At 61.5% G+C, this 12995-nt stretch carries 13 protein-coding genes; 8 read left to right on the top strand and 5 right to left on the bottom strand.

Going from position 1 to position 12995, the window contains the following annotated elements:
- Positions 1 to 52 precede the first annotated feature (52 nt).
- The 3 genes from FX984_RS18890 to FX984_RS18900 are packed head-to-tail and all read left to right on the top strand — an operon-like array spanning position 53 to position 1825.
- Positions 53 to 691 carry an FMN-binding negative transcriptional regulator gene (locus tag FX984_RS18890; protein ID WP_092355938.1) on the top strand — a complete coding sequence of 213 codons (639 nt, stop codon included), beginning with the start codon at positions 53 to 55 and terminating at the stop codon, positions 689 to 691.
- Positions 688 to 1134, top strand: a complete 447-nt coding sequence (locus tag FX984_RS18895) for a GNAT family N-acetyltransferase (protein WP_027608229.1) — start codon at positions 688 to 690, stop codon at positions 1132 to 1134. The genes FX984_RS18890 and FX984_RS18895 overlap by 4 nt, the downstream gene beginning before the upstream one ends.
- 10 nt (positions 1135 to 1144) lie before the next feature.
- Positions 1145 to 1825, top strand: a complete 681-nt coding sequence (locus tag FX984_RS18900; RefSeq protein ID WP_146476927.1) for a GNAT family N-acetyltransferase — start codon at positions 1145 to 1147, stop codon at positions 1823 to 1825.
- A 3-nt stretch (positions 1826 to 1828) separates the two neighbouring features.
- Here FX984_RS18900 and FX984_RS18905 read toward each other — a convergent pair whose 3' ends face one another.
- Positions 1829 to 2728 (bottom strand): homocysteine S-methyltransferase family protein, encoded by a 900-nt coding sequence (locus FX984_RS18905; RefSeq protein ID WP_027608227.1) that lies wholly within the window; start codon positions 2726 to 2728, stop codon positions 1829 to 1831.
- A gap of 112 nt (positions 2729 to 2840) precedes the next feature.
- On the opposite strand from FX984_RS18905, the gene FX984_RS18910 reads away from it, so the two are divergent.
- From FX984_RS18910 to FX984_RS18925, 4 genes are all read left to right on the top strand, one after another.
- Entirely contained in the window at positions 2841 to 3662 is an 822-nt protein-coding gene (locus FX984_RS18910; RefSeq protein WP_027608226.1) for an ABC transporter substrate-binding protein, read from the top strand.
- A gap of 29 nt (positions 3663 to 3691) precedes the next feature.
- Entirely contained in the window at positions 3692 to 4462 is a 771-nt protein-coding gene (locus FX984_RS18915; RefSeq protein WP_027608225.1) for an amino acid ABC transporter permease, read from the top strand.
- Positions 4463 to 4628: 166 nt separating this feature from the next.
- Positions 4629 to 5939: an autotransporter outer membrane beta-barrel domain-containing protein gene (locus FX984_RS18920; RefSeq protein WP_146476924.1), complete on the top strand. Its 1311-nt coding sequence runs from the start codon at positions 4629 to 4631 to the stop codon at positions 5937 to 5939.
- A 108-nt stretch (positions 5940 to 6047) separates the two neighbouring features.
- Positions 6048 to 7217, top strand: a complete 1170-nt coding sequence (locus tag FX984_RS18925) for a hypothetical protein (RefSeq protein ID WP_146476921.1) — start codon at positions 6048 to 6050, stop codon at positions 7215 to 7217.
- A 66-nt stretch (positions 7218 to 7283) separates the two neighbouring features.
- On the opposite strand, the gene oadA is transcribed toward FX984_RS18925, so the two are convergent.
- Both oadA and FX984_RS18935 read right to left on the bottom strand, forming a co-directional pair.
- Positions 7284 to 9092 carry a sodium-extruding oxaloacetate decarboxylase subunit alpha gene (oadA, locus tag FX984_RS18930; RefSeq protein WP_098480692.1) on the bottom strand — a complete coding sequence of 603 codons (1809 nt, stop codon included), beginning with the start codon at positions 9090 to 9092 and terminating at the stop codon, positions 7284 to 7286.
- An 11-nt stretch (positions 9093 to 9103) separates the two neighbouring features.
- Complete coding sequence (locus tag FX984_RS18935) at positions 9104 to 10519, bottom strand: acetyl-CoA carboxylase biotin carboxylase subunit (protein ID WP_027608221.1); 1416 nt, start codon at positions 10517 to 10519, stop codon at positions 9104 to 9106.
- A gap of 195 nt (positions 10520 to 10714) precedes the next feature.
- Here FX984_RS18935 and FX984_RS18940 point away from each other — a divergent pair, with 195 nt between their 5' ends.
- Positions 10715 to 11689, top strand: coding sequence for a LysR family transcriptional regulator (locus FX984_RS18940; RefSeq protein ID WP_027608220.1), 975 nt, complete (start codon positions 10715 to 10717; stop codon positions 11687 to 11689).
- On the opposite strand, the gene FX984_RS32780 is transcribed toward FX984_RS18940, so the two are convergent.
- A complete protein-coding gene (locus tag FX984_RS32780; protein WP_074848013.1) occupies positions 11619 to 11816 on the bottom strand; it encodes a PA3496 family putative envelope integrity protein in 198 nt (65 codons plus the stop codon). The genes FX984_RS18940 and FX984_RS32780 overlap by 71 nt on opposite strands.
- A 224-nt stretch (positions 11817 to 12040) precedes the next feature.
- A complete protein-coding gene (gene hexR, locus FX984_RS18950; RefSeq protein ID WP_010168370.1) occupies positions 12041 to 12907 on the bottom strand; it encodes a transcriptional regulator HexR in 867 nt (288 codons plus the stop codon).
- Positions 12908 to 12995 lie beyond the last annotated feature (88 nt).

Consider the following 12995-nt stretch of genomic DNA (forward strand, 5'->3'; position numbering starts at 1 on the left):
CAACGAACCATTAGCCTGCCTAGGATGCAGGCATTCGCCAAGGAAAATATTCATGTACACACCCCGCGCCTTTGCCCTCGACGACTTGCCCGAAATACAGCAACTGATCCAGCACACACGCCTGGCGCAGTTGGTCACCTTTGGCGAGCAAGGCCTGCAGGCCAGCCACTTGCCGCTGCTGCTCAACCCGGATGAAGGCCCCAACGGCACGCTGTACGGGCACCTGGCCAAGGCCAATCGGCAGTGGCAAGACCTGCAAGACGGCAGCGAAGCCCTGGTGATCTTCGCCGGCGCCGAGGCCTACATCAGCCCGGGGTTTTACCCGGCCAAGGCTGAGCACGGCAAAGTGGTGCCCACCTGGAATTACATCGCGGTGCATGCCTATGGCAAGGCCGAGGTGTTTACCGATGCCGAGCGCCTGCTCGGCGTGGTCAGCGCCCTCACTGACCGCCACGAGGGCAATCGCGCCCAGCCATGGAAGGTCAGCGACGCCCCGGCTGATTACATTGACGGCATGCTCAAGGCCATTGTCGGCTTCAGCCTGCCGATCGAGCGCCTGATCGGCAAACGCAAACTCAGCCAGAACCGCAGCGCGGCGGACATCGCCGGCGTGCGCGACGGCCTGGCCGCCAGCGCCGATATACGCGACCAGACCCTCGCGCGCTTTATTCCCCAAGGAGTTTCAGAATGAGCCAGATCGAGATCCGCCAGGTCACCGCAACCGACCACGCCGCCTGGCTGCCGCTGTGGCAGGCGTACTTGACGTTCTACAACACCGAACTGCCGGACGCCGTCAGCCAAAGCACCTGGCAGCGCTTGATCGATGCCCATGAGCCGACCCACTCTGCGCTGGCCTGGCAGGACGGCAAGGCGGTGGGCATGGTCAACTTCATCTACCATCGCTCCAACTGGAGCATCGAAAACTCCTGCTACCTGCAGGATCTGCTGGTGGACCCGGCCCAGCGCGGCACCGGTGTCGGCCGTAAACTGATCGAGTTCGTCTACGCCACTGCCAAGGCCGACGGCTGCTGCAAGGTGCACTGGCTGACCCACGAGACCAACGCCACCGCGATCCAGCTCTACGAGCGCATCGCCGAACGCCCTGGCTTCATTCAATTTCGCAAAGGTCTTTAAGGAGCGCAGCATGTCCACTTCTCTCGCCGACTGGAAAGGCGCCCCGGCGCCCACCGCGCAACTGCTCGAAGGGCGCTTTATCCGCCTGGAAAAACTCGATCCGGCCCGCCACGCCGACCAACTGTGGCAAGCCCTCGAAGGCCCCGGCGCCGACCCCAAGTTGTGGGATTACCTGCCTTACGGCCCGTTTGCCGAGCGCGCCGCGTTTGATGCGTGGTTGAACAACCATGCGGCGAACAGCGACCCGTATTTCTTCAGCGTGGTCGACCGTGCGTCCGGCCAGGTGCAGGGCATCCTCAGCCTGATGTCCATCGTCCCGGCCCAGGGCCGTATCGAAATCGGGCATGTCACCTTCGGCGCGCCGATGCAGCGCTCACCCAAAAGCACCGAGGCGGTGTACCTCCTGGCCAAATACGTGTTCGAACAGGGTTACCGCCGCCTGGAGTGGAAGTGCAACAACGGCAATGCCCGCTCCAAATATGCGGCGGAGCGGTTGGGGTTCAGCTTTGAAGGGGTGTTCCGCCAGCATATGGTGGTGAAGGGGCAGAACCGCGATACGGCGTGGTATTCGATTTTGGATTCGGAATGGCCGACGGTGGGCGCGGGGTTTGAGGCGTGGTTGTCGGAGGCGAACCAGGCAGGTTCCGGGCAGTTGAAGGGCCTGGCGGAGTGTCGCCGCCAGGCGCTTTAAGGCTTACCCCAGCTTCTGGGCCAGCACCGCAATATGCTCCGGCCCGATCCCGCAGCACCCGCCCAAGTGGCTGGCACCGCGCTTTTTCCAGTCCGCGGCCCACTGCAGGTAGCCCGGTGGGTCGAGATCCTCGCGCAAGGGGTCCAGGCCATCATTGGCCGTGGCTTCCTTGGGCTGGGGCGGGAAGGCGTTGGCGTAGGCGCCGATCTGAATCGCCACACCCAGCCGCTCGAAGGTTTGGCGTGCGGCATCGATCGCCGCGCCGATCACTTCCGGCTGGCTGCAATTGAACAGCAACACTTGCACGCCCAACTGCGCGGCGGCTTCGGCCGCGTCCGCCACCGGTTCGCCGGAGCGCAGGCGCGGTACTTCGTCGGTGTCTTCGTCCTTCAAGGTAAACGACAGCCAGAACGGCTTGCCATCCTTCGGCAGGCCCGCATGAATCGCCCGCGCTTCAACGATTGAGCTCTGGGTCTCCGCCAGCCACAGGTCGACATGGGGGGCCAGGCCCTGCACCAGTGGCGTCAGCAACTCAGACACGCGCTGCGGCTCGAACAGATCGGGCCGATACGAACCAAACAGCGGCGGTAACGAGCCGGCCACACGCACGGCCTTGCCCGAAGCCTGCACCGCCCGTCTGGCCAATTCACCCGCCAGCGCCGCCAGGGCCTGGCCTTCGGCAGCAAAGCGCGCCTCGCCGATATGGAACGGCACCACCGCATAGCTGTTGCTGGTAATCACGTTGGCGCCACTGTCGATATAGGCCGCATGCACCGCCTCCACCGCCTGCGGTGCTTCGCTCAATGCCAGCGCGGACCACTCCGGCTGCCTGAAGGGCGCACCGCGGCGTTGCAGTTCACGGCCCATGCCGCCGTCCAGAATTACTGTGCTTACTGCGCCCATATGCTTTTTACTCATAAGCTTATGAAAATAACTCACTATGAGAGTCGTTCTTATAACTATTTAATACCTTCCGTTCGGTTCATAACAACCTCTTTTTTATTCAGGTGCCTCCTTGAAACTTAAACCGCTATTGGCCTTGGGCCTGACGATACTGGCTGCCTCCACCCAAGCCTTTGGCGGCGCGACCCTGGACCGGGTTGAGAAGAAAAAAGAACTGGTGGGCGTGCTGATGGAAAGCTACCCGCCGTTCTCGTTCCTCAACGAGCAAAACCAGCTCGACGGCTTCGATGTCGATGTGGCCAAGGCTGTCGCGCAAAAGCTCGGTGTGAAACTGCGCCTGGAAACGCCGTCGTGGGACGTGATCGCCGCCGGCCGCTGGAGCGGTCGCTATGACATCTGCATCTGCTCGATGACCCCGAGCAAGGCCCGCGCCGAGGTCTTCGACTTCCCGGTGGAGTATTACGCCTCCCCTGCCGTGATCGTGGTCAATGCCAAGGATGACAGCATCCACGGCGCCAAGGACCTGAGCGGCAAGAAAGTCGGCCTCACCAGCGCCTCCAGCTACGAGAGCTACCTGAACAAGAACCTGGTGATCGAAGGCGCCGAGGACACCCAGTTGCAGTACCCGTTCGAGAACGTGCAGATCGCCCCGTACGACACCGATAACGTCGCCTTCCAGGACCTTGGCCTGGGCGCCGGTGTACGCCTGGATGCAATCCTCACCAACCTGGTCACCGCCCAGCCGCGCCTGAACGAAGACAAACGCTTCAAGCTCGCCGGCACGCCGCTGTACGCCGAACCCAATTCGGTCGCCATCGAAAAAGGCGACGCCCAGTGGGACGCCAAGGTGCGTGAGGTATTTGCCCAGTTGAAACAGGACGGCACCCTGAGCAAACTGTCGCAAAAATGGATCGGTGCCGATATCAGCCAATGAGTGTTCCCCCAAAACCTGCGCGCGCCCTGCTGGGCTTTCGCACGCGGCTTTACCTGACCTGGGCGGCGCTGTTCGCCCTGTTTGCCAGTTTCTTCCTGAGCTTTGACCTGAAGTTCTCGATCATTCTCGACAAGCTGCCCAACCTGGTCGGCCTGCACCTGGCACCCAATGGCTTCCTGCAAGGCGCAGCGCTGACGCTGTTCCTGTGCCTGTGTGCGATTGCCGCCTCGTCGGTGCTGGGCTTTATCACCGCGCTCGGGCGCCTGTCCAAAAGTGCCGTGGCCTTTGGTATCGCCAGCTTCTACGCGTCGTTTTTCCGTGGCACGCCGTTGCTGATCCAGATCCTGCTGATCTATCTGGGCCTGCCGCAGCTGGGCCTGGTGCCGGGCGCCATCGTCGCGGGGATCATCGCGCTGTCGCTGAACTACGGCGCGTACCTGAGCGAGATCTTCCGCGCCGGCATCCTGGGCGTCCCTCATGGACAACGGGAAGCCGCATTGGCCCTGGGCATGCGCGACAGTGCGATCTTCTGGCACGTCACCCTGCCCCAGGCCATGCGCACCATCGTCCCGCCGGCGACCAACCAGTTCATCTCCATGCTCAAGGACTCGTCGCTGATCTCGGTGATGGGCGTGTGGGAAGTGATGTTCCTGGCGCAATCCTACGGGCGCTCCAGCTACCGTTATATCGAGATGCTCACCACCGCTGCGATCATTTACTGGGTGATGTCCCTCGGCCTGGAACTGATCCAGGCACGCATGGAGCGGCACTATGGCAAGGGGTATGCGAGGCGAGAGTGAGGTCATTGAAGTCACTATCGCCCTCAGGCTTACTGCGCCAATCGAGCTGAATTTTTATCGCATCGGACTAGAGACATCTCCCGCAAACACGCGGTGCTTGGCCTGACAGTTATCCCCCGGGTGCCCCGCTAAATTCCCCGCCTCATACATCAGGAGGTGGGTTTACATGCCACTCATTCAGAAACAACTCGTACTCGCCATCACGCTCGCGCTGGGGGCCACCTGTGCTCAGTACGCACAGGCCCGTGAAGACATGCAACCCGACAGCGAGTGGTTCGAACAGATTGCGAAACATCACCAGAAAACTCATTTCGACCCCGCCACTCCCACCCCCGAAGACTTCTATTTCATCGACCGAGCCAACAGTCGTAACGGCCTGAGCGTTGCCCGCGTGCTGGACTCGGCAGTGGATGCCGCGCTGGCATCGGAGGAGTTGAGTGACTGGGAAAAGTACCAGCGTGAAAACTACGGGCGGTACTTGAGCAGCCTGGAGCCAGGTCGCTTGGGTACGCTGCTGGAGCAATTGGCCGGCAGCCAGAACGCCAACCTGGGCACGGCCACTCAAAACAGCATGAAACGCTGGCACGCCAGCCTGCTGACAGCCATACGCCAATTGGATAACCACACCGGTGAGGACGGGCGTGTCTGGGTCCAAGGCCTGGCCAGCAGCGGTGCCCTCGATGCCCAACACGGCAGCGCCGGCTTGAAACAAAGCAGCCAGGGCCTGTTGCTGGGTGCAGATGGAGCAATCGATGACGCCTGGCGGGTCGGCGTGGTGGGCGGCAAGTCTGGCAGCGACCTGAGCGCCCGGCATTTCAACGGTGAAGTGGACAGCTGGCACCTGGGCGCCTATGCGGTGCGCCAGGACGGTCCATGGGCTTTACGCCTGGGCGCGCTGTACAGCAGCCATTCCGGGCAGAACACGCGCAGTGTGGACTTCGACTTCATCGATTACCGCGAACGCCTCACGGGCAAGTACAAGGCCCAGAGCCAGAACGCATTCGCCGAACTGGGCCATCGGTTCGTCACCGACGGCTTGCATGCCGAACCGTTCGCCGGAATCGGCTTCCAGCGGTATCACCGTGACCGCTTCTCCGAGAAAGGTGGCCATAGCGCGTTGAACGTGGGCACCCAAACCCAGCAAAACCTCAGCAGCACCTTCGGCCTGCGCTTGAGCCGCGACATCGCAGTGGCCGACCGGATCACCCTCAAGCCGCACCTGAGCGTCCATTGGAAACACTTGTATGGCGACACCAACAGCCGCGTACGCCAATCCTTTGCCAGGGAAACTCGCGAGGACTTCAACAGCGCGTTCAGCATCGGCGGTACCTCGCTGGACCGAGATAACCTGGCCTTGCGCACGGGGGTGGACATGCGTCTTTCGGAGCACCAGACCCTGAGCATCGCGTACACCGCCGAAGTGGGCGACAACAGCCGCAACCATGGACTAATGGGCCAATGGCAAAGCGCGTTTTAAGACAGAAACTGAAGAACCTTCACACTCACACAGGTCTTGAAGGCTGACATTAAGCACCACTTTTTGCTGGCTACACTCCGGTCTCCTATACAAAAGAGGCCGGAAATCATGATATCGACACTTTCGTTTTTCCCTCCCCTTGGTGCACTCTTCGCACAAAGCGCCAACGCCTTCGCCGAGGCTGCCACTCCGCCCGCCGCAGCACCCGAGCCACACACCGCGCCTCCAACCACTCCGCGCTCGTTCGGGCACGCCGCCCGCCAGGCCTCAAATGGCCAGCTCGACACCAATATTGTCAAAGTCATCACCACGCCTAACTCCCCGCGCCGCGACGGGATGAATATCGACGAGATCGCCGGCCTCACCCAAACCCCGTCCAACCTTGAGAAGTCACACATCATCAAAGCCGTCGACATCGTCAACAGCCCTGACGTGCACATCAATTCACCGGGTCATGGCCTGAGCAGCTCCGGGCTTACCTCTGTCTGGCTGGAGAATCGAGGAAGCATCACGGCCCAATCCGGCACAGGTGTGGCCCTGAAGGGAGAAAAGGCCGATGAGGTGATCAACCATGGCCTGATTGCAGGTGGCAATGGAGTCGCCCTGGACATGGGCGGCGGTGACGACCTGTTGGTTGTCAAAAATGGCAGCCGCTTCAAAGGCGAAGTCGATGGCGGCAGCGGTACCAACCAGGTGGTTCTCGATGACACCAAAGGCGGCACGTTCGAAGGTGCGACCCGAATGCAACACCTGTGGGTCGGCAAGGGCGCCTGGGAACTGACCGGTGCACTGCACGACAATCGGCACGGCAAGGTGTACGGCGATGCTGCCTTGACCAACCGCAGCGTTATCAAGGGGACCCTGGATATTGATGCGGGCGGCAGCTATTCCGGCGGCACCGTCGACTCCCTTAATGTCGCGGGTACCCTGCTGCTCGATCCTGAAAATACACCACGGACCCGGATCAGGAAGGATCTGCACCTCAAACCAGGATCGACCATGGCGTTCAAAGTGGGCGCGGACCAAGCCCACTCCACGCTGAAAGTCGGCAATACGTTAACGCTGGATAACGCCACCCTGAAACTTGATGTACAGCCGGAAAGTGAAGCACTGCTCACGCGCCAGCTACGTATCGCGGATGCGGCATCCATCAAGGGAACATTCAGCGCCGTTACCAGCAACCTGACCACCCTGGAACCTGAACTGCTCTACAAACCTGAAGGTATTTTTGTCGGCTTCAAGCGCAAGCAGAGCGCCGCACCCTCCGTTGACCATTAAAAAATCGGCAAAAAAAAGGGGGGCACCTGCCCCCCCGAGGATTAAACGGTCGTGTCGAAGGCTGGATCAGCCTTCGATTTCAATCAGGATTTCGCCAGGGTTCACCCGGTCGCCCTTGGCCACGTGAACGGCGGTCACCTTGCCGGCAATCGCAGCCTGCACTTCGGTTTCCATCTTCATCGCTTCGGTGATCAGCACGGCCTGGCCGGCCTTGACCACGTCGCCTTCCTTGACCAGCACATCGACGATATTGCCCGGCATCGCCGTGCTGACATGCCCCGGCTCACTGGCCTGCTTGCGCTTGCTGCTGCCGCCGCCGACGAATTCGTTGAGCGGTTCGAACACCACTTCTTCCGGCATGCCGTCGATGGACAGGTAGAAATGGCGCTTGCCTTCGGCTTTCACACCGACACCGGTGATGTCCACGCGGTAGCTTTCGCCGTGCACGTCGATGACGAACTCGGTCGGCACGCCTTCGCCACCGGCACGGGCCACGCCGCCGGCTTCAGGGATAGGCAGCAGCACCTCAGGCGTCAGGGTGCCGGCGTCGCGTTCCTCGAGGAACTTGCGCCCGATGTCCGGGAACATGGCGTAGGTCAGCACGTCTTCTTCGGACTTGGCCAGTGCGCCGATTTCGCCGCGCAGCTTGGTCATCTCCGGCTTGAGCAGGTCGGCCGGGCGCACGTCGATCACTTCTTCGCTGCCGATGGCCTGGCGACGCAACTTCTCGTTCACCGTGCCCGGCGCCTTGCCATAGCCGCCTTGCAGGTACAGCTTCACTTCGTTGGTGATGGTCTTGTAGCGCTCACCGGCCAGCACGTTGAAGAACGCCTGGGTGCCGACGATCTGCGAAGTCGGGGTCACCAGCGGCGGGAAGCCGAGGTCTTCACGCACCCGTGGAATTTCAGCCAGCACTTCGCTCATGCGGTTCAGAGCGCCCTGCTCTTTCAACTGGTTGGCCAGGTTGGAAATCATCCCGCCCGGCACCTGGTTGACTTGCACACGGGTGTCGACGGCGGTGAATTCGCTTTCGAACTGGTGGTACTTCTTGCGCACGGCATAGAAGTACAGGCCGATCTCTTGCAGCAGCTCCAGGTCGAGACCGGTATCGAATTCGCTGCCTTTAAGGGCGGCGACCATAGACTCGGTGCCCGGGTGGCTGGTGCCCCAGGCGAAGCTGGAGATCGCGGTGTCGATATGGTCGGCACCGTTTTCGATCGCCTTGAGTTGGCACATCGCGGCCAAGCCGGCGGTGTCGTGGGAGTGGATAAAGATCGGCAGGCTCTGCTCGGCTTTCAGCGCCTTGACCAGTTCACCGGTGGCGTACGGCGTCAGCAGGCCGGCCATGTCCTTGATCGCGATCGAGTCGCACCCCATGGATTCCAGCTGCTTGGCCTGGGCCACGAAGGCCTCGACGGTGTGCACCGGGCTGGTGGTGTAGGCGATGGTGCCCTGGGCATGTTTGCCGGCGGCTTTGACCGCTTCGATGGCCACACGCAGGTTACGCACGTCGTTCATGGCGTCGAAGATGCGGAATACGTCGATACCGTTGACGGCAGCCTTGGCCACGAAGGCCTTGACCACGTCGTCGCTGTAATGGCGGTAGCCCAGCAGGTTCTGGCCGCGCAGGAGCATTTGCAGGCGCGTGTTAGGCAACGCGGTACGCAGTTTGCGCAGGCGCTCCCACGGGTCTTCCTTGAGGAAGCGTACGCAGGCGTCGAAGGTGGCGCCGCCCCAGACTTCCAGGGACCAGTAGCCGACTTTGTCGAGCTTGTCGCAGATCGGCAGCATGTCGTCGGTGCGCATGCGGGTCGCCAGCAACGATTGGTGGGCGTCGCGCAGGATGGTGTCGGTTACGAAGATTTTTTTAGTCATTGGAATGTTCCTCACAGGCCTGCGTGGGCGGCGATGGCGGCGGCGATGGCCAGGGCCAGCTCTTCGGGTTTGCGCTTGATCGAGTAGTTGGTCAGCTCAGGGTGGCTTTCCACAAAACTGGTGTTGAACTGGCCGCTGCGGAATTCCGGGTTACGCAGGATTTCCTGGTAATAGGCGGCCGTGGTCTTCACGCCTTGCAGGCGCATGTCGTCCAGGGCACGCAGGCCGCGGTCCATGGCTTCTTCCCAGGTCAACGCCCAGACCACCAGCTTCAGGCACATGGAGTCGTAGAACGGCGGGATGGTGTAGCCGGTGTAGATCGCCGTGTCGGTACGCACGCCGGGGCCGCCGGGCGCGTAGTAACGGGTGATCTTGCCGAAGCTTGGGAGGAAGTTGTTCTTCGGGTCTTCGGCGTTGATGCGGAACTGCAACGCAAAACCACGGTGCTGGATGTCTTCCTGTTTCACCGACAACGGCAGGCCCGAGGCGATGCGGATCTGCTCGCGGACAATGTCGATCCCGGTGATTTCTTCGGTGATGGTGTGCTCCACCTGCACCCGGGTGTTCATCTCCATGAAGTACACCTCGCCCTCGGCGAGCAGGAACTCCACGGTGCCGGCGTTCTCGTAGCCCACGGCCTTGGCCGCACGCACCGAAAGGTCGCCGATGTAGGCGCGCTGTTCCGGGGTGAGCTGCGGGCTCGGGGCGATTTCGATGAGCTTCTGGTTACGGCGCTGGATCGAACAATCGCGCTCGAACAGATGCACCACGTTGCCGAAGCTGTCACCGAGGATCTGCGCCTCGATATGCTTGGGATTGACGATGCATTTTTCCAGGAACACTTCCGCCGAACCGAACGCCTTGGTGGCTTCGGAGATCACGCGGGGGAAGGCTTGCTCGAGTTCTTCGCGGCTGTTGCAACGGCGGATACCGCGACCGCCACCACCGGAGGTAGCCTTGAGCATCACCGGGTAACCAATGCGGTCGCCTTCGGTGAGGGCCTCGGTGATGTCGGCGACGTTGCCTTCGGTGCCGGGCGTGACCGGCACACCGGCCTTGATCATGCTGCGGCGGGCTTCGGTCTTGTCGCCCATGCGGCGAATCACTTCAGCCGAAGGGCCGATGAATTTGATTCCACGTTCGGCGCAGATGTCTGCCAGCTCGGCGTTTTCCGACAGGAAGCCGTAGCCGGGGTGCAGCGCATCGCAACCGGTTTCCACCGCCAGGTTCACCAGCTTGCGCGGGTTCAGGTAGCCGGCCAGCGGCTCGGCACCAATGCTGTGGGCTTCGTCGGCACGCTTGACGTGCAACGCATGGCGGTCGGCGTCCGAGTAAACCGCGACCGAGCGAATGCCCATCTCGGCGCAGGCACGCACGATTCGTACGGCAATTTCACCACGGTTGGCGATCAGGATCTTTTTTATCACTTGGAAATTCCCTTGAGCCGATTGCTGCGTTCTTCGACCCGCTGGAGCCGGGTCGGCGCGTGACTAAATGTTTCAAGCCAGTCGCAGCCACACACTAAGCCCGTGGAGGGATTAACAAAAATCAATAATTATTGGGTCGCTCATAAGTAAAGACTTATAGTTGGCCGGTCGACCTGGGGCGAGAGGATTTAAATAATGCGTAAGTCACTGATGCGTATGACATTGCGTCAATTGCAGATCTTCAATGAGGTGTGCGATTTGCGCTCTTACAGCCGCGCGGCCGAGGAAATGTCTCTCACCCAACCGGCCGTGAGCCTGCAAATTCGCCAGCTCGAAGAGCTGGTCGGCCAGCCGCTGTTCGATTATGTCGGCAAGAAGCTCTACATGACCGAGGCGGCCGAAGCCCTGCAACGGGCCAGCCGGGATATTTTCGGGCGCCTGGAAAACCTCGATATGCAGCTGTCGGACATGCAAGGCTCGTTGCAGGGCCAGTTGAAGCTCGCGATTGAATCCAGCGCCAAGTACTTCGTGCCGCACCTGTTTGCGGCGTTCAAACGCCAGCATCCCGAGGTGCAACTGCACTTGACGGTGGTCAACCGCGCCCAGGTGATCCGCCGCCTCTCCGACAACCGCGACGACCTGGTGATCATGTCCATGGTGCCCCAGGACATGGGCCTGGAATTCCTGCCATTCCTCAACAACCCGATCGTGGCCGTGGCGCCCCCCGATCATCCTTTGAGCCTGCAAGGGCCGCTGCGTTTGCAGGACCTGGAACCCTACACGCTGTTGCTGCGCGAACCAGGCTCCGGCACGCGACTGGCCTGCGAGGAGTATTTCAAGGAGAAACGCGTGCACTTCACCCAAACGGTGGAAGTGGCCTCCGCCGAGGCGCAACGTGAATGCGTGTGTGCCGGGCTGGGCGTGGCCTTGCTGACGCGCCATGCGGTCAACATGGAACTGGCCACCGGCGGGCTCAAGGAGCTGCCGGTGGAAGAACTGCCGCTGTACCGCAGCTGGTGCCTGGTGCAGGCCAAGGCCAAGCGCCTGTCACCGGTGGCCCATGCGTTCCTGGGCTTTATCCGCAGCGAACGGGTGCAGATCAGCGCGTTGGCTGAACGTTTCGCTGGGCAGCCGCGGGTGCCTGCCAGTGGAGTTCCGGGTAGTCACTGATGCTCTGCTGCAGCTGGCGCTGGTCGCAGCGGTCTTCGATTGCGCGACGGAACGCCATGCGGCGCTGGTCTTCCTGTTGACGACGGGTCTTGACGGAGCTGTTGCTGTCTTCGTAGGGCCGGGCCATTTGGAGTCTCCCAATGCGAGTACGGGGAGTACAGGATGGGTTGTAGCGATGACGGTTTAACGGCGCGGGGGTTACAGGACGATGAATCTTCCGGATAGGTAGACAATCCAAATGTGGGAGGGGGCTTGCTCCCGATTACGGTACATCAGCAGATTTCTCTTTGACTGACCCACTGCTATCGGGAGCAAGCCCCCTCCCACATTTTGAGCGTGTATGGCCCTGGATCAGTCGTCGAGGGCTTTGACGGACTTGGGCGACAACCGCAGGCTGCGCAAGCTGCGCTTCACGCTCTTGAGGTGGTTGACCAGGCTCGGGCCCCGCGCCATGGCAACGCCCATGGCCAGCACGTCGATCACCACCAGGTGCGCGATACGCGACGTCAGCGGGGTGTAGATCTCGGTGTCTTCGTGCACATCGATCGCCAGGTTGACCGTGGACAGCTCCGCCAACGGCGTCTGGCTCGGGCACAAGGTAATCAATGTCGCGCCGCTTTCACGCACCAGGTTGGCGGTGATCAGCAGGTCTTTGGAGCGGCCCGACTGGGAAATGCAGATCGCCACGTCGGTCGGCTTCAAGGTCACCGCCGACATCGCCTGCATGTGCGGGTCGCTGTAGGCCGCGGCGGTGAGCAGCAGGCGGAAGAACTTGTGCTGGGCATCGGCAGCCACGGCACCGGAAGCACCGAACCCGTAGAACTCGACGCGCTGGGCCTGGGACATGGCGGTCACGGCCTTTTGCAGCTCTACCGGGTCAAGCTTCTCGCGCACCTCCATGAGCGTGTGCAAGGTGGTGTCGAAGATTTTCAGGCTGTAATCGGCGACGGAATCGTCTTCGTGGATCGCAAACTGGCCGAAGCTCGCGCCGGCGGCCAGGCTCTGGGCCAGCTTGAGCTTCAAGTCCTGGAACCCGGAGCAACCGATGGCGCGGCAGAAGCGCACGATGGTCGGCTCGCTGATGCCCACGCTGTGGGCCAGGTCGGCCATGGAACTGTGCATCACGGCCGCAGGGTCAAGCAGCACGTGATCGGCAACCTTGAGTTCCGATTTGCGTAACAGGTGGCGCGACTGGGCGATATGTTGCAACAGGTTCAAAGGGCAGGACTCTTGTTATTGGCAGGGCCAGGGATGTAGCAAGCTTGTAGTTATACTACAAGAATTGCCGTTTTGCCCGCCCGATGCA

Origin of the sequence: Pseudomonas marginalis (assembly GCF_008692035.1) — a bacterium.
Taxonomy (GTDB): Bacteria; Pseudomonadota; Gammaproteobacteria; order Pseudomonadales; family Pseudomonadaceae; genus Aquipseudomonas; species Aquipseudomonas marginalis.